Source organism: Sphingopyxis sp. Root154, assembly GCF_001427105.1.
Classification (GTDB): Bacteria; Pseudomonadota; Alphaproteobacteria; order Sphingomonadales; family Sphingomonadaceae; genus Sphingopyxis.
The window spans coordinates 746520-766260 of record NZ_LMGI01000003.1 but is presented as its reverse complement, the minus strand read 5'-3'; the positions used below and the strand labels follow the sequence as shown (position 1 = coordinate 766260).

Annotated in this window: 23 protein-coding genes; 16 read left to right on the top strand and 7 right to left on the bottom strand. The window is 64.8% G+C overall.

Features of this window, described 5'->3' with window-relative positions:
* Positions 1–80 precede the first annotated feature (80 nt).
* The 3 genes from pyrF to purB all read right to left on the bottom strand — a co-directional run bounded on the left by pyrF (position 81) and on the right by purB (position 2481).
* A complete protein-coding gene (gene pyrF / locus ASD73_RS19170; protein ID WP_056374956.1) occupies positions 81–755 on the bottom strand; it encodes an orotidine-5'-phosphate decarboxylase in 675 nt (224 codons plus the stop codon).
* Positions 752–1096 carry a lipopolysaccharide assembly protein LapA domain-containing protein gene (locus ASD73_RS19165; RefSeq protein ID WP_056374954.1) on the bottom strand — a complete coding sequence of 115 codons (345 nt, stop codon included), beginning with the start codon at positions 1094–1096 and terminating at the stop codon, positions 752–754. The genes pyrF and ASD73_RS19165 overlap by 4 nt, the downstream gene beginning before the upstream one ends.
* A 68-nt stretch (positions 1097–1164) precedes the next feature.
* Complete coding sequence (gene purB, locus ASD73_RS19160; protein ID WP_056375303.1) at positions 1165–2481, bottom strand: adenylosuccinate lyase; 1317 nt, start codon at positions 2479–2481, stop codon at positions 1165–1167.
* Positions 2482–2996: 515 nt separating this feature from the next.
* On the opposite strand from purB, the gene ASD73_RS19150 reads away from it, so the two are divergent.
* Positions 2997–3464: a hypothetical protein gene (locus ASD73_RS19150; RefSeq protein WP_056374950.1), complete on the top strand. Its 468-nt coding sequence runs from the start codon at positions 2997–2999 to the stop codon at positions 3462–3464.
* 62 nt (positions 3465–3526) lie between these two features.
* On the opposite strand, the gene rnk is transcribed toward ASD73_RS19150, so the two are convergent.
* Both rnk and radC read right to left on the bottom strand, forming a co-directional pair.
* Entirely contained in the window at positions 3527–3892 is a 366-nt protein-coding gene (rnk, locus tag ASD73_RS19145; protein WP_082521726.1) for a nucleoside diphosphate kinase regulator, read from the bottom strand.
* A gap of 251 nt (positions 3893–4143) precedes the next feature.
* Positions 4144–4821 carry a RadC family protein gene (gene radC / locus ASD73_RS19140; protein ID WP_056374948.1) on the bottom strand — a complete coding sequence of 226 codons (678 nt, stop codon included), beginning with the start codon at positions 4819–4821 and terminating at the stop codon, positions 4144–4146.
* A gap of 169 nt (positions 4822–4990) precedes the next feature.
* On the opposite strand from radC, the gene ASD73_RS19135 reads away from it, so the two are divergent.
* The 8 genes from ASD73_RS19135 to ASD73_RS19100 all read left to right on the top strand — a co-directional run bounded on the left by ASD73_RS19135 (position 4991) and on the right by ASD73_RS19100 (position 11533).
* Entirely contained in the window at positions 4991–8149 is a 3159-nt protein-coding gene (locus tag ASD73_RS19135; RefSeq protein ID WP_082521684.1) for a YdbH domain-containing protein, read from the top strand.
* On the top strand, positions 8146–8361 hold the full coding sequence (locus ASD73_RS19130) for a YnbE family lipoprotein (protein ID WP_056374946.1): 216 nt from the start codon (positions 8146–8148) through the stop codon (positions 8359–8361). Before ASD73_RS19135 ends, ASD73_RS19130 begins: the two co-directional genes overlap by 4 nt.
* The gene (locus ASD73_RS19125; RefSeq protein ID WP_235534601.1) at positions 8361–8777 is read left to right on the top strand and encodes a YdbL family protein; all 417 of its coding nucleotides are present in this window, start codon (positions 8361–8363) and stop codon (positions 8775–8777) included. The genes ASD73_RS19130 and ASD73_RS19125 overlap by 1 nt, the downstream gene beginning before the upstream one ends.
* 233 nt (positions 8778–9010) lie before the next feature.
* Positions 9011–9340, top strand: a complete 330-nt coding sequence (locus ASD73_RS19120; RefSeq protein ID WP_037515490.1) for an AtpZ/AtpI family protein — start codon at positions 9011–9013, stop codon at positions 9338–9340.
* A 60-nt stretch (positions 9341–9400) separates the two neighbouring features.
* On the top strand, positions 9401–10153 hold the full coding sequence (locus ASD73_RS19115; RefSeq protein WP_056374944.1) for a F0F1 ATP synthase subunit A: 753 nt from the start codon (positions 9401–9403) through the stop codon (positions 10151–10153).
* Positions 10154–10195: 42 nt separating this feature from the next.
* The gene (locus tag ASD73_RS19110; RefSeq protein ID WP_037515205.1) at positions 10196–10426 is read left to right on the top strand and encodes a F0F1 ATP synthase subunit C; all 231 of its coding nucleotides are present in this window, start codon (positions 10196–10198) and stop codon (positions 10424–10426) included.
* A gap of 71 nt (positions 10427–10497) precedes the next feature.
* The gene (locus ASD73_RS19105; RefSeq protein WP_056374942.1) at positions 10498–10995 is read left to right on the top strand and encodes a F0F1 ATP synthase subunit B family protein; all 498 of its coding nucleotides are present in this window, start codon (positions 10498–10500) and stop codon (positions 10993–10995) included.
* Positions 10988–11533 carry a F0F1 ATP synthase subunit B family protein gene (locus ASD73_RS19100; protein WP_056374940.1) on the top strand — a complete coding sequence of 182 codons (546 nt, stop codon included), beginning with the start codon at positions 10988–10990 and terminating at the stop codon, positions 11531–11533. The genes ASD73_RS19105 and ASD73_RS19100 overlap by 8 nt, the downstream gene beginning before the upstream one ends.
* A 167-nt stretch (positions 11534–11700) precedes the next feature.
* On the opposite strand, the gene ASD73_RS19095 is transcribed toward ASD73_RS19100, so the two are convergent.
* Both ASD73_RS19095 and ASD73_RS19090 read right to left on the bottom strand, forming a co-directional pair.
* The gene (locus ASD73_RS19095; protein WP_056374938.1) at positions 11701–12354 is read right to left on the bottom strand and encodes a glutathione S-transferase family protein; all 654 of its coding nucleotides are present in this window, start codon (positions 12352–12354) and stop codon (positions 11701–11703) included.
* Between the two features lie 10 nt (positions 12355–12364).
* Positions 12365–13084: an SDR family oxidoreductase gene (locus tag ASD73_RS19090; protein ID WP_056374936.1), complete on the bottom strand. Its 720-nt coding sequence runs from the start codon at positions 13082–13084 to the stop codon at positions 12365–12367.
* A gap of 68 nt (positions 13085–13152) precedes the next feature.
* Here ASD73_RS19090 and uvrC point away from each other — a divergent pair, with 68 nt between their 5' ends.
* The 7 genes from uvrC to ASD73_RS19055 are packed head-to-tail and all read left to right on the top strand — an operon-like array spanning position 13153 to position 19740.
* Positions 13153–15087, top strand: a complete 1935-nt coding sequence (gene uvrC, locus ASD73_RS19085) for an excinuclease ABC subunit UvrC (RefSeq protein ID WP_056374935.1) — start codon at positions 13153–13155, stop codon at positions 15085–15087.
* 10 nt (positions 15088–15097) lie between these two features.
* Positions 15098–15490: a PaaI family thioesterase gene (locus tag ASD73_RS19080; RefSeq protein ID WP_056374933.1), complete on the top strand. Its 393-nt coding sequence runs from the start codon at positions 15098–15100 to the stop codon at positions 15488–15490.
* On the top strand, positions 15478–16215 hold the full coding sequence (gene recO, locus ASD73_RS19075; RefSeq protein WP_056374931.1) for a DNA repair protein RecO: 738 nt from the start codon (positions 15478–15480) through the stop codon (positions 16213–16215). Before ASD73_RS19080 ends, recO begins: the two co-directional genes overlap by 13 nt.
* A gap of 48 nt (positions 16216–16263) precedes the next feature.
* Positions 16264–17310 (top strand): 3-isopropylmalate dehydrogenase, encoded by a 1047-nt coding sequence (leuB, locus tag ASD73_RS19070; RefSeq protein WP_056374930.1) that lies wholly within the window; start codon positions 16264–16266, stop codon positions 17308–17310.
* 5 nt (positions 17311–17315) lie between these two features.
* Positions 17316–18524, top strand: coding sequence for a trans-sulfuration enzyme family protein (locus ASD73_RS19065; RefSeq protein ID WP_056374928.1), 1209 nt, complete (start codon positions 17316–17318; stop codon positions 18522–18524).
* Between the two features lie 23 nt (positions 18525–18547).
* The gene (gene apaG, locus ASD73_RS19060) at positions 18548–18949 is read left to right on the top strand and encodes a Co2+/Mg2+ efflux protein ApaG (protein ID WP_082521724.1); all 402 of its coding nucleotides are present in this window, start codon (positions 18548–18550) and stop codon (positions 18947–18949) included.
* Complete coding sequence (locus ASD73_RS19055; protein ID WP_056374926.1) at positions 18946–19740, top strand: LysR family transcriptional regulator; 795 nt, start codon at positions 18946–18948, stop codon at positions 19738–19740. Before apaG ends, ASD73_RS19055 begins: the two co-directional genes overlap by 4 nt.
* The last annotated feature ends 1 nt before the right edge of the window (position 19741 follow it).

The window sequence follows — 19741 nt, the reverse complement described above, 5'->3', positions numbered from 1 at the left end:
AGTCGAGATGTCTCTCGATCTTGCGCTGCTCCGATGGGTGTCTCGACTTCGCTCGACACGAACGGGAATGGGAATGGGGCTTACAGCGTCGCTTCAATTTCGCGCGCGGCGAGGTCGGGGTCCGCCGACTGGCTGATCGGGCGGCCAACGACGAGGATCGAGGCGCCGTCGGCCATCGCCTGCGCCGGGGTAACGACGCGCTTCTGGTCGCCGATCTTGCCGTTCGCGGGGCGAACGCCGGGGACGACGTAAAAGCCGCCGGGCCACGCCTTGCGCGCCGCTTTCACTTCCTGTCCCGAACAGACGATACCGTCGAGGCCGGCTTCGCGGGCGAGCGCCGCCAGGCGGACGACTTGATCGTGGGGGTTGCCGCCGACGCCGATGTCTTCCAGATCGGGCGCGTCGAGGCTGGTCAGCACGGTGACCGCGACGACCTTGGTGTTCGTGCCCGCGGATGCCTTCGCCTCTTCGAGCATTGCGCGTCCGCCCGCGGCGTGGACGGTGATGATTGCCGGTTCGAGCGAGCGCAGCGCCTGGATCGCCTTGGCGACGGTGTTGGGAATGTCGTGGAGCTTGAGGTCAAGAAAGATCGGCAGGCCGAGCTTCGCCATTTCATGCACGCCGTGGTGCCCGTTGGCGCAGAAGAATTCGAGACCGAGCTTCAGCCCGCCGACGTGACGCCGCACCTTTTGCGCCAGCGTCAGCGCGGCATCGAGGTGCGTGGTGTCGATGGCGAGATAAAGCGGTGAAGTCATGGCTTGTCCGTGGAGAAAAGATCGGAGGGGGCGGGCGGGATGTCGTTGACCGGCGCCGCGGCGGGTGTGACCTCGACGGGGCGGTTGGCGAGCGCGCGCAAATCGGCCGCCTGCCGCTCGCTGGCGTCGAGGCGGCGCTTCATCGACCAGCGCGTCGTGCGCAGCGCGATCCACATCGGCACGCTGCCGATCAGGAAGGCTGTGAGGATCAACACGGGCAATTTGGTGTCGAGCACCTGCCCCGGCCAGATCGTGACGGTGACCGGAATCCAGTTGGCCATCGCGAAAATGACGAGGACGGCGGTCAGCAAGACCCAGATGATCGTTCGCAGGATGCCCACTTCGTCTTGCTCCTCTGTCGGTCTGGTGCCGACCCTATGACAGATTGCCGCGCGATTCCAGTCCGGGGCTACGCCGCCCCGAACACCCGGTCGAAGATCGTGTCGACATGCTTCATGTGATAACCAAGGTCGAACAGCGCAGTCAGTTCGTCGGCCGACAGCTTCGCGGTGACGTCGGCGTCGGCCTTGAGCAGTTCGAGCAGCGAGAGCTGGCCGTCCGATTCCCACACCTTCATCGCGTTGCGCTGGACGAGGACATAGCTTTCCTCGCGGCTCGCGCCCGCCTGCGTCAGCGCAAGCAGCACGCGCTGCGAATGGACGAGCCCGCCCATGCGGTCGAGATTCTTCTGCATCCGCGCGGGGTAGACCAGCAGCTTGTCGACGACGCCGGTCAGGCGCGCGAGGGCGAAATCGAGCGTGATCGTCGCATCGGGGCCGATGAAGCGTTCGACCGACGAATGGCTGATATCGCGTTCGTGCCAAAGCGCGACATTTTCCATCGCGGGGATGGCGGCGCTGCGCACCATGCGCGCGAGGCCGGTGAGATTTTCGGTCAGGATCGGGTTCCGCTTGTGGGGCATCGCCGACGAGCCTTTCTGGCCCGGCGAGAAATATTCTTCGGCCTCGAGCACCTCGGTGCGCTGAAGGTGGCGGACTTCGACCGACAGGCGTTCGATCGACGAGGCGATGACGCCGAGCACGGCGAAGAACATCGCATGGCGGTCGCGCGGGATCACCTGCGTCGAAACCGGCTCGATCGCGAGGCCGAGCTTGGCCGCGACATGCGCTTCGACGCGCGGGTCGATGTTCGCGAAGGTGCCGACCGCGCCCGAAATGGCGCAGGTCGCGATTTCGGCGCGCGCGGCCTGGAGGCGCAGCTTGCAGCGCGAGAATTCGGCATAGGCTTCGGCAAGCTTCAGCCCGAAGGTGACGGGCTCGGCGTGGATGCCGTGGCTGCGGCCGATCGTCGGGGTGAGCTTATGCTCATAGGCGCGGCGCTTGATCGCTTCCAGGAGCGCGTCGAGGTCGGCGAGCAGGATATCGGCGGCCTGGCTGAGCTGGACCGCGAGGCAGGTGTCGAGCACGTCCGAGCTGGTCATGCCCTGGTGCATGAAGCGGGCTTCGTCGCCGACATTCTCGGCCACCCAGGTCAGGAAGGCGATGACGTCATGCTTGGTAACCGCCTCGATCGCGTCGATCGCGGCGACGTCGATTGTCGGGTTCGTCGCCCACCAATCCCACAGCGCCTTGGCGGCCGATTTCGGCACAGTGCCGAGTTCGGCAAGGGCATCGGTCGCGTGCGCTTCGATCTCGAACCAGATGCGAAACCGATTCTCGGCCGACCAGATCGCGGTCATTTCCGGCCGTGCGTAACGCGGAACCATTGTTTTTCCTTCCTTTTCGGGCGCCTTGTCGCGGAATCCACGCGGAACCACGATGGGGCGCCCCGTAGCAGGGACGGGGCGTTTCGCCAAATGCCGAGGGCGCGCAACTTTGCGGAAAGACGATGGGTTGCTCCCATGCCCCATCAGAAAGGCGACGGGTCGCAGTGACCATCGAAGTCGCCGTTACAGGAGAATAAATGTGTTGAAACAAGTGCTTTTGATCGGTGCGGCGGCTGTCAGTTTCCCCGCTTTGGCCCAGACGACTGCCCCTGCCGAAGAGCCGGCCCCCACGACGCAGTCGCAGCCCGCGCCGACCGACACCACGGCCCCCGCGCCCGATAGCAAGCCGACGGACGAAACGAAGCCGACGGATGGAACGGCGCCGACCGAGGATGCGACCCCAAGCGATACGCCCCCTGCGGCTGAGCCCACCCCTCCGGCTGACCAGCCCGCTCCGGATTCCGAAGAAAAGCCCGAATCGGAACCCGAATAATCCCGCACACAGGAGATAGACCATGTTGAAACAGATGCTTTTGATCGGCGCTGCTGCCGTGAGTTTCCCGGCCTTGGCGCAGACGACTGCCCCGGCGTCGGATCCGACCACCCCGCCGGCCGCCAGCGAACCGGCTCCGGCTCCCGACGCGTCGACGCCTCCGGCCGAGCCCGCCCCGGCACCGGATGCGTCGACCCCGCCGGCTTCGAGCCAGCCTGCACCTTCGGGTGGGGCGGCAACGCCGACCCAGATCGCGCAGATCGTCGAGCAGGAATTCCCTACCTATGACGGGGACAAGAATGGCGACCTGAACGAAGCCGAGTTCGGCTCGTGGATGAAGAAGCTGCGTGCAGCGACCGACCCGAGTGCCGACGTCGAATCGGCCGAGGTGAAGACCTGGATTGGTCAGGCTTTCGCATCGGCTGATGGTGACAAGTCGGGCGCGGTTAACAAGACCGAATTGACCGGTTTCCTGTCGCGCGGCGCCTAAACGGCGTCCCGCGGGGTGGTGCAGCCGTCGGAGCGATCCGGCGGCTGCATCGCTGTTTGGAGCTAAACGGGTTGCTCGACCGCGACGATCGTCAACCGGTGTTCGATGCCACCGCGATCGGGCCAGTTGATCGACTGGCCGACGCTGAGGCCGATCAGGCCCGCCCCGATCGGGGTAAGAATCGACATCCGCCCGGCCGATATGTCTGCTTCGGCGGGATATACGAGGCGCACGGTGCGTTCGGCGCGGCTCTTTTCATCGATGAAGGTGACGCTGGAGCCCATCGTCACGACGTCGGGCGGGATATCGGTGCGTTCGCAGATCGCGGCGCGATCGATCTCGCCGAGCAACAATTCATAGAAGCGGACCGAATCCCGCTGCTGCTGCAGCGTCAGTTCGGTGAGCGCGTCGGCTTCGCTATCGATCATGCGGATATGAGGCATCGCGGCCCCGCTTTTTTTCTTGGTCATGGCGCGGACTTTCCGGCTGGCGCGCAGCATCGGGCCACGCGCGGCAATATCTGGACGGAAGGTGCCCCGGGCTCGGGGCGATCGCGCCGGAACCCGGGGCTAAATGCCCGCGAGAAGTTGCCCCCCATGATGGCGGAAGCGGAGAAGGCCGCGTCGAATCTGCATGGCCATGATGATGTGGCCGCGCGCGGCGGAAGTCAAATGGTGCGCTAGAGCAGCCCCATCGCGCGAAAGCTTCGATAATCGGACCCGCCGATGATGATATGATCGTGGAGCGCGATTCCGAGCTTCGCGGCGGCGCTCGCGACATCCTTGGTGATTGCGATATCTTGCCGGCTCGGCTCGGGGCTGCCGCTCGGGTGATTATGGACGAGGATGATCGCCGAAGCGCCGAGTTCGAGCGCGCGCTTGATCACCTCGCGGACATAGATCGCCGACTGGTCGATCGAACCCTCGCTCGCGAGTTCGTCGCGGATCAGCATGTTGCGCGAATTGAGATAAAGGACGCGGACGCGCTCGACGTCGATCGGCCCCATATCGGCGCGCAACCAGTCGAGCAGCGCGTCCCAGCTCGAGAGTAGCGGCTTGTCGCGAAATTCGCCCTTGAGCAGGCGCAGGCTCGCGGCCTGGACGATCTTTATTGCCGCAATACCGGTATCGCCGAGCCCGTCGACGCGGCGCAGCGATTCGGGATCGGCGCTGACAAGCTGTGCCAGCGAACCGAATTCGCGGAGCAGCGCTTTCGCGAGTGGCTTGGTGTCGCGGCGCGGGATTGCGAGCGTGAGCAGATATTCGATCAGCTCGTAATCGGCGAGGCCTTCGGCGTCGTCGAGCAGGCGAGCCCGCAACCGCGCGCGATGCCCAAGATGGTCCGGCGTATCCCCCATGGCGCGGCAATAACCGCCTTGTGAGGCGCACTCAACGGTCATAGGGAAAGGAAGATGGCGAACCGGATCAATTTCCTGCATCGAAACGGGATTTCCGGCGTTTGTGCCCTGAACAGGGCTCGGGTCGAGGGACGAGATTTTGCCGCCATGACGTCATCGGCCATATTCCATGACTGACGCGGCAGAGGCTACGAAGCCGCACTTTAAATACCGGACGCTGCTGTTCAAGAAGCGGTGGCTGACCGCGGGCGCGGTGATCATTCTCGTCGCGGGGGTCTGGATCGCGCGCGAGCCGATCGCCGATGAATTCATCCGCGACCAGCTCGACAGCCGCGACGTGCCCGCCCGCTATACGATCGACCGGATCGGTTTTCGTAGCGAGCAATTATCCAACATCGTGATCGGCGATCCGAAGCATCCCGATCTGACCGCGAAGCGCGTCGAGGTGCTGCTCGGCTATGGCTGGCGCGGCCCTTATGTTTCGGGGATCAATGCCGAGGGCGTTCGTCTCTATGGCCGCTTCGTCGACGGCCGCCTGTCGTTCGGCTCGCTCGACAAATTCCGCGATCCGACGAGCAAGGATCCGTTCGCCTTGCCCGACCTGTCGGTTGCGTTGCGTGATGCGCGGGCACGCGTCGAAACACCGTGGGGCAATATTGGTGCGGCGCTGCACGGTGGCGGCAATCTGCGCCGCGACTTCACGGGCAAGCTCGCACTCGTCGCGCCGCGCATTGCGGCGGCGGGGTGCAGCGGCGACGATATCAGTTTCTACGGCACGGTTCTCGTCCGCGACGTCCGGCCGCAGCTCGTCGGTCCCTTGCGTGGTGGTTCGCTGCGCTGCGCAGACGGCAGCGTTACCGCCGCGTCCCCGCAAATCGCGCTCGACCTTTCGCTCTCCGAAGATCTGCAAAGCTGGAAGGGCAAGGCCGACGCGAGCATCGCGCGGCTTGTCGCGGGACCCGTCGCGGCCGACCGGATGGGCGTGGTCGCTCGCTTCGACGGCACCGCGGTGCTGACGAAGTTCGACGTCGAAGCCGACATGGCGCACCTTCGCGGCGCCGATTTTGCGGCCGAGACGGTGAACCTCGAAGCCAAGGGCAGCGTCGGCAGCGCGGCGCCGAAGTTCGACGGGCGGATCAGTTTTGCTCGCGCTAGCGGCAGCGCCGATTTGCGCCGCTCGCTCGCCGAAAGTACGCGCGGGCTGGCGGGCACGCCGGTCGGACCGCTGGCAGCGAAGGCTGTCGGCGCCCTGAGCCGCGTGCTGGCCGATGCGAGCGGCAGCGCGGGCTTCGCGCTCGCGGGTGAGGGGCCAACGGCGCGCGTCGACCTGATCGCGCCCGAACTGACGAGTGCGAGCGGCGCGCATTTCACCGGAAGCACCGACAGCCGCATCGGCTATCTCTATGGCGCCGACGAACCCGCGGTGATCGCGACGGGGCGCTGGAGCATCGCCGGTGGCGACCTGCCCTCGGGAACGCTGCGCCTCGATCGCAGCGCCGAGGGGAGAGTGACCGGCCTCGCCAGCCTCGATCCCTTTGACGCCGAAGGCGCGCGGCTGGCGCTGACGCCCGTGCGTTTTTCGGGCGGTGCGGGCGGGTTGCTGCGCTTCGCAACGGCGGCGACGTTGTCGGGTCCGCTCGCGGACGGGCGCGTCGAGCGGTTGACGTTGCCGCTGAATGGCTTTCTCGCTCCGACGGGTGCACTCGCGTTCGACGGCGGGTGCAGCCGCGTCGCGGCCGATCGGATCGAGATCAGCGGTTTCCGGCTCGGCCGCAGCGCGATCGACCTGTGCAGCCGGCCCGGCGCGCCGCTACTCAGTGCCGGTCCCGACGGGCTGCGCGGCGATATTCGCATTCCCGGCATCGCGCTGCGCGGGACGAGCGGCAGTTCGCCATTCAGCCTGAAAAGCGGGCCGGCGAATATCGACCTGTCCGCGATGCGCTGGTCGCTGGCGCGCGCCGATATCCGGCTGGGCGAGGGGGAAAGCATAACGCGCTTCGCCGCCGAAAGCCTGACCGGGCGCAGGGCACCGCAGGGAATGGTGGGCGATCTGCGCGGTGCGAGCGGCAAGATCGGCGCGGTGCCGCTCAACATGAGCGAGATTGCGGGGCAATGGCGCTTCGCGAAGGGGGCGCTGACGCTCGACGGTGGTGTGTTGCTCACCGATGCGGCACCCGATCCGCGCTTCTTTCCGCTGGTCAGCAACCGGGCCAGCCTGAGCTTTGCAAATGGGGTCATCGAGGCAAAAGCGGGTTTCAACGAACAGAAGACAGGAACGAAAATCCTCGACACGCTGATCCGGCACCGGCTAGCCGACAGCAGCGGTTCGGCGGACCTTTCTGTTAAAGAACTGCGCTTCAGCGAAGCCTTCCAACCCGACCAGCTTACCAGTCTCGCGCTCGGCGTCGTCGCCAATGTCCAGGGTTCCGTGGTCGGCGACGGGCGGATCGAATGGACCGCCGACGGCGTCACGAGCCGCGGCACCTTTGCGACCTCCGACGCCAGCCTCGCCGCGGCCTTCGGCCCGGTGACGGGGCTAACAACGACGATAAGCTTCGACGATCTGATCGGCCTCAAATCGGCGCCGGGCCAGATCGCGAAGATCAAGGAGATCAACCCGGGCATCCCGGTGGTCGACGGCGAGATCGAATATCGGTTGCTCGGCGACAATCGTGTGCGGGTCGAGGGCGGGAGCTGGCCTTTTGCCGGCGGGCAGTTGCTGCTGCATCCGACGACGCTCGATTTCGGCACGGAGAAGGCGCGGCGGCTCTCGTTCGACATCGTCGGGGTCGATGCCGCAGTGTTCCTGCAAAGCTTCGGCTTCGAGAATATCAACGCGACGGGCGTGTTCGACGGGACATTGCCGGTCGAATTCGACGGGATGGGCGGGCGGATCGTGGGCGGCCGCATCGATTCGCGCGCCGGCGGCGGCACGCTTGCCTATGTTGGCGAATTGTCGAACCGCAATCTGGGTGTCATCGCCAATTTTGCCTTTGGCGCGTTACGCAGCCTCAAATATGACGATCTGACGATCATCCTGAACGGGGACCTCGATGGCGAAATGGTGACCGATATCCGTTTTGGCGGCGTAGGGCAGGGCGAAGGCGCGACGCGCAATTTCCTGACCAACCAGGTCGCAAAACTGCCGCTCGTCTTCAATGTGAAGATCCGGGCGCCGTTCCGCCAGTTGCTGACTTCGGCCAAGGGCTTTTATGATCCGTCGCTGCTAATTGAACAGAATCTTCCGGCGCTGATCCGCGCGCAGGAAGACGCGAAAAAAGCAACAATCGTCCCCGTTCAGCCCCCAGAAAGCGAGCCCGTGCAATGAAGACGACCAAGACTGGAGCTAGGAGGCTGGCCATAGGCGGTAGGTATGTTGCGGTGATGATAGGTGCGTCGGCCCTGGCGGGCTGCGTCCAGATCGAAACGCCCGACAAGCCGATCGAGATCAACCTGAACATCAACATCCGTCAGGAAGTGGTGTACAGGCTGGATGGCGATGCCAAGAAGCTCATTGAGCAGAATAGCGAGATATTCTGATGGGGAAGACCAAGATGACGAAGACGATGTGGAAACCGACCGGACTGGCGTTGGCCGCGATCGCGGCGACTGCTGCGGTTGCACTCGCGGTGCCGTCGGCAATGGCGCAGCGCGATCCGGCCTATGCCGCCGCGCGTGCAGCGGGACAGGTCGGCGAGCAGCCTGACGGCTATCTGGGCTTTGCGACGACGCCGACCCCGGCGATCCGCGCGCTGGTGCAGGATCTCAATATCAAGCGCAAGGCGGCTTATACCGCAAGCGCGCAGTCGACCGGCAGCACGGTCGAGCAGTTTGCTTTCACCAGCGGCTGCAACCTGATCGCGCAGACCAAGGCAGGCGAGAAGTATCAGACGCCGAGTGGCGCCTGGAAAACGCGCGACGGTAGCCCGCCCGAGCGCGACGCACGCTGCCCTTAAAAGATTAAGCTGCACAACGGGGGCTGCGGGCCCTCAGATGCCGCCGCGCCCCTAAACGCGGCGGCATTTTTGCGCGCCTCGGCGGCGTCAATTTTGTGCACCTGCGCACAAGCATTGACTTAATCGGGTGTCGTTCCTAAACGGACCGCGCCTTAGGGGTCCCCCGAATTTTCGGGCCTTTTTTCGCAGGCGGAATCGATGGATATCGGCTCTGTTTCAGGAGGATGGCGCAAATGACGGGGAATGGCAGCGATCCGGAACCAGCTTCGGAGGATTCGCGCCTGGTCTCGCTCGAAGAGCGATTGGACCGGGCCGAAGCCGCAGAAGCGAAACGGACCGCAGTGAACGCCGGACCGGAGACCGATGCGAATTACAAGCTCGGTAACCGCGTTCTGGCCGAACTGCTGGGCGGTATCGGTGGCGGCGCCTTGGTCGGTTGGACGATCGATCATTTTGCCGGCACCGCACCCTGGGGCCTGTTGGTGGTGCTGTTCCTCGGAATAGTCGTCGCCTTCAGAAGCATATTTCGAATAGCGAATATCCGGCCTTCAAAGCCGGATTGAAGCTGGATTACTGGGATTTAGGCGAGGTATCGCGTGGCGGATCAAGGTAAAGTGGACCCGATGCACCAGTTCGAGGTGCAGAAGATGTTCGACATGTTCCATGTCGGCAATCATGAGGTTGCCTTTACGACCAGCGCGATGTGGATGCTGATCGCCGGCCTGTTGCTGTGGGTCTTCATGATCGGCGGGATGAAGCGTCAGCTCGTTCCCGGTCGCTGGCAGGTCGCGGTCGAAGGCTTCACCGGCTTTATCTCGAGCATGATGAACGCGAATATCGGCCCTGAAGGCCGCAAATATACGCCCTATGTCTTCTCGCTGTTCATGTTCATCCTGATGTTGAACGTGATCGGCCTGATGCCGCTCGGCCTGTTCGGCGTGCACCCCTTCACCGTGACGAGCCACTTCACGATCACCGGTTTCCTCGCGATCCTGAGCTTCTCGATCGTCCTGATTGTCGGTTTCTGGCGCCACGGCCTGCATTTCTTCTCGCTTTTCGTCCCGCACGGCACGCCCTGGTGGCTGCTGTGGCTGATCCCGGTGATCGAGCTGGTGTCGTTCCTCGTCCGCCCGTTCAGCCTCGCGCTGCGACTGTTCGTCGCGATGACCGCGGGCCACGTGCTGATGAAGGTGTTCGCCTCGTTCATCATCGACGGGATCGCCGCCGGTCCGGCTGTCGGCCTCGGCGTCGGCATCCCCAGCATGGCGCTGATGGTCGGCATCAGCGGCCTCGAGCTGCTGGTCGCGGGTATCCAGGCTTATGTGTTCGCGCTGCTCACGTCGCTCTATCTGAACGATGCGGTCAATCTGCACTGATATTTCAACTGTATAATCAACGTTTTTCCCAAGGAGTATAAAATGGACGTTCAAGCTGCTTCGCTCATCGGCGCCGGTCTGGCCGCTATCGGTGCCGGTATGGCCGCCATCGGTGTGGGCAACGTCTTCGGTAGCTTCCTCGAAAGCGCGCTGCGTAACCCGGCTGCTGCCGACGGCCAGCAGGGCCGCCTGTTCATCGGCTTCGCGGCCGCCGAACTTCTCGGCCTGCTGTCGTTCCTGATCGCAATCCTGCTGTACCTCAAGGCAGCCTGATTTCGTCTGCGGGGCTGGCTCTCTAAGGGCCGGCCCCGCGACTGCTTTTCTTTTGTCGGTCGAGTAAATCCATGCCTCAAATCAGCCAATTCGCTGAAAGCTGGTACGCCGCATCGCAGATTTTCTGGGTGCTGCTGACCTTCGGCTTCGTCTTTTTCGTCATCGGCCGCGGCATGCTGCCGAAGATTGAGGCGACTGTGGACGCGCGCGACCGCAAGGTGGCGGACGACCTCGCCGCGGCGAAAGCCGCGCATGCCGCCGCCGACAACCTCGAAGAAAGCTACCGCCAGCAGAGCGACGCAAGCCGCGCCGCCGCGCAAAAGGCGGTGACGGACGCCAAGGACAAGGCCGCGAAAGACGCTGAAAAGCGCCTGGCAAAGGTCGACGCCGAACTCTCCGACAAGCTGTCGGCGGCCGAAGCTGACGTCAATGCGGCGCGCACTTCGGCGATGGCCGAAATCGAATCGGTCGCGGCCGAAGCAGCGGGCGATCTCGTCGCCAAGCTGTCGGGCGTGAAGGTCGCCGCGGCGGACGCCAAGGCAGCGGTGAAGGCGGTGCTCCATGGCTAATGTTCTGACCATCTTGTCCGAAGCCGCGGGTGAAGTGCACGTCGAACCGGCGTCGTTCGGTTTCATCGACGCGACCGTCTGGGTCTCGATCGCGATGGCGATCTTCATCGCTATCCTGCTGTGGAAGAAGGTGCCGGCGATGGTCGCGGGCATGCTCGACAACAAGATTGCCGAGATTTCGAAGCAGCTCAAGGAAGCCGAAGCGCTGCGCCTCGACGCCGAATCGCTGAAGGCAGAATATGAGGCGAAGCTCGCCGACGCCGCGAAGGAAGCTGACGAAATGCGCGCCCGCGCCGATGCCGAGGCTGAAGCGCTGGTCGCCAAGGCCAAGGCCGACGCAACCGCGTTGATCGGCCGCCGCAAACAGATGGCCGAAGACCGTATCGCCGCGGCTGAAGCCGGGGCGCTTGCCGAAGTCCGCGCTGCGGCCGCGAAGGCCGCGACCGAAGCGGCAGCGAAGCTGATCGCCGACAAGCATGATGCCGCGGCCGACAAGGCTCTGGTCGATCAGGCTATCGCGGGCGTCGCCAAGGGCTGAGCCTTTCGACATCGCCGAAAACAGAGCGCCCGCGGATTTCCGCGGGCGTTTTGCTTCGAGGGGCGTGCCAATATCTTCTCTTTCGTCACGTCGGACCTGATCCGGGGTCCCGCTTCGCGATTTGGCGGAAAGAAGCGGGATCCCGGGTCAGGTCCGGGATGACGATGCTAGGTTGCGGTTGATCCGGCCAACCCCGCGACCCACGCCTTTGTCGCGGGAAAATTGTCCATTGCGCGCTGATATCCCGCGCGCGCGGTGGTTCGTTCGATATAGTCCAGTTCGGTCGCGCCGAAGGTGAAGCCGATCGTGCGCTGGGCGAATTGGAGCGCGTAGGTCACCGAAATGTCGGCTGCGGAAAAATCGTCGCTCGCGATATGGGGTGTACGCGCAAGCTGGCGGCTTACGAGCCCGAGACGGCTCTTGAAGACGCCGAGTGCCCAGTCGGTGGTCCAGTTTTCCCGTTCGGCTTCGGGGGCGAGGATGTGCGTCGCGACGATGGCGTTGATCGGGCCCGCGAGGCCCGCCTCGCCCATATGAAGAAACTGCTGGTAGGTCGCGAACGCCGCGTCGTCCGGCCTCGGTGCAAGCGCGCCCGGTCCGTAACGCGCGAGCAGATATTCCATGATGGCGATCGATTCGACCATCACCGTATCGCCGTCGACGATCGCAGGAATGAAACCAGCGGGATTTATCGCCAGGAATTCAGTGTCCTGTTCGACACCGTCGAGCAGATCGACCGGCCGTACACGATAAGGGCGCCCCATTTCTTCGAGCAGCCAGGCAACACGGAAGCCGCGGCCTTCGCCATAGAGGGTGATCATGCCGGCTACCTCAAAATTTGATCATGATCCGCCGCGCGAGCGCGGGCGAGACACTGTGGACGAACTGCAACATCTTCACCATCCCGGCGTTGATCTCGCTCTTGCCGGTACGGATGCCGCGGACGATCTCGGCGGCGCAGTCGTGCGCGCTCATCTTCTTGCCTCCGCGGCCCGCGGTCATGTTTGTCTCGACGACGGGCGGCAGCGCTTCGATCACGCGGACATTGCTGTCTTTCAACAGATGCCGGATCGCCTGCGTATAGCTGCGCAGCCCCGCCTTGGTCGCGCAATAGATCGAGCCGCCCGCGCGCGGCGCGATCGCGAGGCCCGAGGTGAGGTTGACGATTGCCGCTTCGGGCTGTGCGCGCAGTACCGGCAGCAGCCGCGTACACAGCATGATCGGCGCGTCGAGGTTGGTGCGGATGCATTGCGCCGCATTCTCTAACGTCGCGGCATCGTCGAGCTCATATTCGCTGCCTACCCCGGCATTGTTGACGAGCAGCGCAAGCGGCTTGCCCGCCACCCCGCTCACGACGGCATCGACGCCCGTCGGGGTCGACAGATCTCCCGCGATCGTCCCGAAACCGAGCGCCGCCATGGCGTGTAACTTCTCGGCTGATCGCCCCGTCACGATGACGTTTGCGCCGGTGCCCTGCAGTTGCAGCGCAATCTCGCGCCCGATGCCGTCGCTGCCGCCGGTCACCAGCGCGAGCTTTCCACGAAGTTCCATAAGACCCCTCCTATGTTTTACTTCGCACACTATGGCGGGTCGCACCGCCATCGCCTACATGCAAAATCATGGCTCGCCCGAACGCTCCCGACCGATTCAACGAAGAAAAAGCGACCTATGTGATGCGCGGCGGCGACGGGGAGGGCGACCAGCCCGACCTCGAACGCGGTGCCGAGGCGATCCGCAGCGTGGTGCGCAAATTGCCGACGCGTCCCGGGGTGTACCGGATGCTCGATGCGCGCGGCGACGTGCTGTACGTCGGCAAGGCGCGCGCGCTCAAGAACCGCGTCGCCAATTATACGCAGGTCGCGCGGCTGCCGCAGCGGCTGCAGCGTATGGTGTCGCAGACGCGTGCGATGGAGATCGTCACGACGACGAGCGAGGCCGAGGCGCTGCTGCTCGAGGCGCAGCTCATCAAGCGCTACCGCCCGCCGTACAATGTGCTGCTCCGCGACGACAAAAGCTTTCCCTTCATCCTGCTGCGCATGGATCATGATTTCCCGCGCGTGCAAAAGCATCGCGGCGCGCGGCGTGCGAAGGGGCGCTACTACGGGCCGTTCGCAAGTGCCGGCTCGGTCCACCAGACGCTCAACGCGCTGCAGAAAACCTTTCTGCTCAGGAGCTGCACCGACAGCTTCTTTGCGAACCGCTCGCGCCCGTGCCTGCTCTACCAGATCAAGCGGTGCAGCGCGCCATGCGTCGATCGCATCTCAAAGGAGGATTATGCCGGGCTGGTGAGCGACGCGCAGGACTTCCTCGAGGGGCGCTCGACTGCGGTCCAGAAACGGCTGGGCGATGCGATGACGCGGTCAGCCGAAGCGATGGATTTCGAACAGGCGGCGGTGATCCGCGACCGCCTGAAATCGCTGACCTTCATTCAGGGCAGCCAGTCGGTCCACGCCGACGGGCTGGGCGACGCCGACGTATTTGCGCTCGCGGCGAAGGGCGGGCAGCTGTGCATCGCGGGCTTCTTTATCCGCGGCGGGCAGAATTGGGGGCATCGCAGCTTCTTTCCCGCGCACGTCTCGGGGGTGCCCGAAGAGGAAGTGATGGCGAGCTTCCTGATGCAATTTTACGAGGGTGTGCCGCCGCCGAAGACGATTCTCGTCGACCGCGAGCCCGCCGAATGCGACCTGCTGGCCGAAGCGCTGGGCGAAGTTGCCGAGCGCAAGATCGAGATCAGCGTGCCGCAGCGCGGCAACCGGCGGCGGTTGCTCGAACAGGCGGTGCGTAACGCGGGCGAGGAACTCGACCGGCGGCTCGCCGAAAGCAGCAGCCAAGCGAAGCTGGGGCGCGAACTCGCCGAATTGTTTGACCTTGAAAACCCGCCGCGGCGGATCGAGATCTACGACAATAGCCATATTCAGGGCACCAATGCGCTGGGCGCGATGGTCGTTGCGGGGCCGGAGGGCTGGATCAAGGGCGCGTATCGCAAGTTCAACATCAAGCGCGCCGAGACGATGCCGGGCGATGATTTCGCGATGATGCGCGAGGTGTTCGAGCGCCGTTTCGCGCGTGCGATCGAGGAGGATCCCGAGCGGACGAAGGGCGAATGGCCGGATCTGGTGCTGATCGACGGCGGCAAGGGGCAGGTGTCGGCGGTTGCCGCGGTCTTTGCCGAACTGGGGATCGACGATCTGACCTTTGTCGGGGTGGCCAAGGGGCCTGACCGCAATGCCGGGCGCGAGACTTTCTACCATCCCGACGGGCGCGAATTCACGCTGCCGCCGAATAATGCGGTGCTCTTCTATATCCAGCGGCTGCGCGACGAAGCGCACCGCTTCGCGATCGGCGCACACCGGGCGAAGCGATCGAAGGCGATGGGAGCATCGCCGCTCGACGAGGTGCCGGGGATCGGACCGTCGCGCAAGAAAGCGTTGCTGATGCACTTCGGCACCGCGCGCGCGGTGCGCGGTGCGAGCCTTGAGGATTTGCAGAAGGCGCCGGGGGTGAGCGCGGCGGTCGCGCAGGCGGTGCATGATTTCTATCATTCGGGACGTTGAGGGGAATATTATGGATTTTGCAGCCGCCATGCCGCTCGCGGGAACGCTTGGGGTAACGATCCATGAAGGCAACAAGGAGCGCGTCGCGGGCAAGCTCGCCGTGCGCGCTGAAATCTGCACGACGGGCGGGATCGTCCACGGCGGCGCGATCATGGCCTTTGCCGACTGCCTTGGTGCGGTCGGCGCCTTCCTGACGCTGCCCGAGGGCGCGAACGGTACGACGACGATCGAGAGCAAGACCAATTTCCTCGGCGCCGGGCCGGTCGGATCGGTGCTCATCGGCGAAGCGACCCCGGTGAAGGTCGGCAAACGGCTGTCGGTGTGGCAGACGCACATCCGCACCGAAGATGGCGCCGACGTCGCGCTGGTGACGCAGACGCAGATGGTGCTTTGGCCAGCCTGACCGCCGATGCCATCGTCTGCGCGGTCCGTGCGCATGGCGAGCATGGCGCGATTCTGCGCGCGTTGACCGAGGAAGCGGGTCTGATCGCGGGTTATGTGCGCGGCGGACGCTCGCGGCGGCTGCGACCGATTCTGATGCCCGGCAACCTGATCGCGCTCGAGCTGCGCGCGCGTACCGAGGAACAGCTTGGCGGTGCAACCGTGGAGTTGCTGGAAAGCCGTGCGCCGCTGCTCGCCGAGCCGTTGGCGTCGGCGGCGATCGATTGGGCGACGAGCCTGACGGCGGCAACCTTACCCGAAAGCCAGCCCTATCCGGCGCTTTACTCTGCCCTGTCGGCCGTTCTGGACGCGATCGGCGTGGCCTCTTCGGCGCGGCAATGGGCCGCGGCGCTGGCGCGCTACGAGTTGCTGCTGCTCGCCGAATTGGGTTTCGGACTGAACCTCGATGAATGCGTCGTAACGGGCTCTGGCGAGAATCTCGCTTTTATCAGCCCAAAATCGGGCGGCGCGGTGAGTGTCGGCGCGGCGGCGGGTTATGAGGAGCGTCTGTTTCGCCTGCCACCCTTCCTGCGCGGGCAGGACGCCAGTCCGTCACTGGGCGATATCCTCGACGGCCTGATGATCACCGGCCACTTCCTCGACCGCGACGTCCTCGACGGGCGCAACCGCGACTTGCTGACCGTAAGGGAAAGATTGGTCTCCAGGCTGGGCAGGGCGGTTGCGTGATCCTCCGCCGCTGTCTAAGCGGCTGGCGAGACACGAAAGGGCGAGACGTTGAAAATCCTGCTGTTGGCTGGCGATGGTATCGGTCCGGAAATCATGGTGGAGGCCGAGAAGGTCCTGACCGCGCTCGCATTGCCGGTGACGCTCGACCGCGCGCTCGTCGGCGGGGCGGCGTATGAAGCCACAGGCCACCCGCTGCCCCCCGAAACGCTGGCGAAGGCGAAAGCCGCCGATGCACTCCTGTTTGGCGCCGTCGGCGATCCGCGCTTCGACAATGTCGAGCGCCATTTGCGCCCCGAGCAGGCGATCCTCGGCCTGCGCGCCGAACTCGGCCTGTTCGCCAACCTGCGCCCCGCCAAGCTGTTCGCTGGGCTGGAGGATAGCTCGGCGCTGCGTCCCGAAGTCGCATCGGCGATCGACCTGCTGATCGTCCGCGAGCTCAACGGAGATGTCTATTTTGGCGAGAAAGGCACGCGCACGACGGCGAGCGGCGAGCGCGAAGGCTATGACATCATGTCATACAGCGAGAGCGAAGTGCGGCGCATCGCGCATGTCGCTTTCCGCGCCGCGCAAGGCCGGCAGAAACGGCTCTGCTCGGTCGACAAGGCGAATGTGCTCGAAACCTCGCAGCTGTGGCGCGACGTGGTGATCGAGGTCGCTGCGGACTATCCCGACGTGACGCTCAGCCATATGTATGTCGACAATGCCGCGATGCAGCTGGTGCGCAATCCCGGCCAGTTCGATGTCGTCGTCACCGGAAATCTGTTCGGCGACATCCTGTCCGATCAGGCTTCGATGTGTGTCGGCTCGATCGGGCTGCTCGCCTCAGCGTCGCTGAGCGAAGGCAAGCTGGGATTGTACGAGCCGATCCACGGCAGCGCGCCCGACATCGCGGGCAAGGGCGTTGCCAACCCGCTGGCGATGATCCTGTCGCTCGCGATGCTGCTGCGCCATTCGGGCGGTGACGAGGCGAGCGCGGCGCGGATCGAGGCGGCGGTCGCGAAAGTGTTGGCGGACGGGTGCCGCGGCGCGGATCTGGGGGGCAATATGGGAACGGCGGCATTGGGCGATGCGGTTGTTTCGGCTTTGAACGGATAGATGAGATGAAAAAAACGACGGGTTTCGACCGCAGCAAGACGAGAAACTGGCACCCCGCGACGCAGGCGGTGCGCGGCGGGACCTGGCGCAGCGAGCATGGCGAAACGTCGGAAGCGCTCTTCCTGACCTCGGGCTATACCTATGACAATGCCGAGGAAGTCGCCGCGCGCTTTGCCGGCGAAGAGCAGGGCATGACCTATTCGCGGCTGCAGAACCCGACCGTCGCGATGCTCGAGGAGCGGATCGCGCTGATGGAGGGCTCGGAGGCATGCCGCGTCCAGGCGACCGGTATGGCGGCGATGACGACAGCCTTGCTCTGCCAGCTTTCGGCGGGCGACCATATCGTCGCGGCGAAGGCGGCCTTCGGGTCGTGCCGCTGGCTCGTCGACCATCTCTGCCCGCGCTTCGGCATCGAGACGACCGTCGTCGATGGCCGCGACAATGACGCGTGGGAAAAGGCGATCAAGCCGAACACCAAGGTCTTCTTCTTTGAAACCCCCGCAAACCCGACGATGGACATCGTCGACATGAAGCATGTGTGCGGCCTCGCGAAAGCGCATGGTATCACGACCGTGGTCGACAATGCCTTTGCGACCGCGGTGCTCCAGCGTCCGATGGATTTCGGCGCCGACGTCGTCGCTTATTCTGCGACGAAGCTGATGGAGGGGCAGGGGCGTGTGCTCGCGGGCGCGGTGTGCGGGACTGAGAAATTCATCAATGACGTACTGCTGCCCTTCCAGCGCAACACGGGACCGAACCTGTCGCCGTTCAACGCGTGGGTGGTGCTGAAGGGGCTCGAGACGCTCGACCTGCGCGCGCGGCGCCAGTCGGAAAATGCGCTCGCGGTCGGCAAGGCGATCGAGGGCCGCGTGGCGCGGATGCTCCACCCGGGGCTCGCGAGCCATCCGCAGCACAATCTGGCGATGAGCCAATCGAGCGCGTGCGGCCCGATCTTCTCCTTCGTGCTCGACGGCGGCCGCGAGCAGGCGATGGCGTTCCTCAACGCGCTCGAACTCGTCGATATCAGCAACAATATCGGCGATTCGCGCAGCCTCTGCTGCCACCCTTGGTCGACGACGCATTATGGCGTGAGCGAAGAAGCGCGCGTCGATATGGGCGTCGTCGAGGGTATGCTGCGCATCAATATCGGGCTCGAAGATCCGCGCGACGTGATCGCCGATCTGGACCAGGCATTGACCAAGGTCGGGCTTTGAGCGACGCTGACGCCATGAGCACGATGATCGACTCCTTCTTCCCCTTCGCGGCGACCACCGGGTCGATCACCGTGCGCGTGGCGGTCAGCTATTTGCCCGAACAATCGCATCCGGCGCTGGGCCGCTGGTTCTGGGCCTATCATGTGCGTGTCGAGAATCATGGCGAGGGCGCGGTGCAGTTGATCAGTCGCCATTGGCGGATCAGCGACGGGCGCGGTCAGATCAGCGAAGTCGAGGGCGAAGGCGTCGTCGGTGAGCAGCCGTTGATCGTGCCCGGCGGCGCGTACGACTATGTCTCGGGCTGCCCGCTGCCGACCCCCGAGGGGTCGATGGTGGGGAGTTATGCGATGGAACTCGGCGACGGATCGCAATTGCTCGTCGCAATCCCGCATTTTCCGCTCGTGGCGCCTGCGACCGCGTCATGAAGCGCACGCACCTGCCCCTGAACGCCCTGCGCGTGTTCGACGCCGCTGCGCGGCACCTGAGTTTCACGCGCGCCGCCGACGAGCTGGCAGTGACGCCCGCCGCGGTCGGCCAGCAGATTCGCGCGCTAGAGGATATGCTCGGCGTCGTGCTGTTCCGCCGCACGCCCAAGGGGCTTGAGCTTACGGGTGAGGCCGATGCCGGGCTTGACGCGCTGCGGCAGGGCTTCCTGCAGTTCGAAGAGTCGGTGCGCGCGATGCAGGCCGGGCAATCGTCGCAATCGCTGACGATTGCCGCACCGCGCGACCTCACAGCGAAATGGCTCGCGCCGCGCCTGGCACGCTATAGCCAGCAGGCGCCCGATGTGCGCTTCACGCTGGTCTCTGCCGACAGCGGCATCGACTTTACCGAGGCGAACCTCGATCTCGCGATCTTCTGGACCGACGGGGCGGGCGAGCATGAAGGTGTGGCGCTCGCCGACGCGCTGATGGTCACCGTTTCGGGTCCGGGCAGTAACAGCGACACGCGCATTGCGTGGCCCGGCTGCCCCGTGGCCGACGGCGAACCCGCGCTGCGGCTCGGCGATGCCGGGCTGGCGATCGACGCGGCTGCCAACGGTCTCGGGCAGGCGAATGTTCCTGCAATGCTCGCCGAGGCCGATATCGCGACGGGACGTGTCCGGCAGGTGGGTGAGACGGTTGCGGTGAAGCGCGGCTATTGGCTCGTTGCCCCCACCCCGCAATGGCGGCAGGCGAAGGTCAAGGCGCTGGTTGCGGCGCTGACGGCCCCCTGAT

Excerpts from the sequence above, each read along its gene's own strand:
- ASD73_RS19065 (WP_056374928.1), top strand. The coding sequence starts at position 17,316 with ATGAAAAAAACGACGGGTTTCGACCGCAGCAAGACGAGAAACTGGCAC.
- ASD73_RS19135 (WP_082521684.1), top strand. The coding sequence starts at position 4,991 with ATGACTGACGCGGCAGAGGCTACGAAGCCGCACTTTAAATACCGGACG.
- ASD73_RS19080 (WP_056374933.1), top strand. The coding sequence starts at position 15,098 with ATGGATTTTGCAGCCGCCATGCCGCTCGCGGGAACGCTTGGGGTAACG.
- ASD73_RS19100 (WP_056374940.1), top strand. The coding sequence starts at position 10,988 with ATGGCTAATGTTCTGACCATCTTGTCCGAAGCCGCGGGTGAAGTGCAC.
- ASD73_RS19095 (WP_056374938.1), bottom strand. The coding sequence starts at position 12,354 with ATGATCACCCTCTATGGCGAAGGCCGCGGCTTCCGTGTTGCCTGGCTG.
- ASD73_RS19120 (WP_037515490.1), top strand. The coding sequence starts at position 9,011 with ATGACGGGGAATGGCAGCGATCCGGAACCAGCTTCGGAGGATTCGCGC.
- apaG (WP_082521724.1), top strand. The coding sequence starts at position 18,548 with ATGATCGACTCCTTCTTCCCCTTCGCGGCGACCACCGGGTCGATCACC.
- radC (WP_056374948.1), bottom strand. The coding sequence starts at position 4,821 with ATGGGGGATACGCCGGACCATCTTGGGCATCGCGCGCGGTTGCGGGCT.
- pyrF (WP_056374956.1), bottom strand. The coding sequence starts at position 755 with ATGACTTCACCGCTTTATCTCGCCATCGACACCACGCACCTCGATGCC.
- ASD73_RS19090 (WP_056374936.1), bottom strand. The coding sequence starts at position 13,084 with ATGGAACTTCGTGGAAAGCTCGCGCTGGTGACCGGCGGCAGCGACGGC.
- uvrC (WP_056374935.1), top strand. The coding sequence starts at position 13,153 with ATGGCTCGCCCGAACGCTCCCGACCGATTCAACGAAGAAAAAGCGACC.
- ASD73_RS19115 (WP_056374944.1), top strand. The coding sequence starts at position 9,401 with ATGCACCAGTTCGAGGTGCAGAAGATGTTCGACATGTTCCATGTCGGC.
- ASD73_RS19105 (WP_056374942.1), top strand. The coding sequence starts at position 10,498 with ATGCCTCAAATCAGCCAATTCGCTGAAAGCTGGTACGCCGCATCGCAG.
- ASD73_RS19130 (WP_056374946.1), top strand. The coding sequence starts at position 8,146 with ATGAAGACGACCAAGACTGGAGCTAGGAGGCTGGCCATAGGCGGTAGG.
- ASD73_RS19125 (WP_235534601.1), top strand. The coding sequence starts at position 8,361 with ATGGGGAAGACCAAGATGACGAAGACGATGTGGAAACCGACCGGACTG.
- rnk (WP_082521726.1), bottom strand. The coding sequence starts at position 3,892 with ATGATCGATAGCGAAGCCGACGCGCTCACCGAACTGACGCTGCAGCAG.
- ASD73_RS19150 (WP_056374950.1), top strand. The coding sequence starts at position 2,997 with ATGTTGAAACAGATGCTTTTGATCGGCGCTGCTGCCGTGAGTTTCCCG.
- ASD73_RS19110 (WP_037515205.1), top strand. The coding sequence starts at position 10,196 with ATGGACGTTCAAGCTGCTTCGCTCATCGGCGCCGGTCTGGCCGCTATC.
- purB (WP_056375303.1), bottom strand. The coding sequence starts at position 2,481 with ATGGTTCCGCGTTACGCACGGCCGGAAATGACCGCGATCTGGTCGGCC.
- ASD73_RS19055 (WP_056374926.1), top strand. The coding sequence starts at position 18,946 with ATGAAGCGCACGCACCTGCCCCTGAACGCCCTGCGCGTGTTCGACGCC.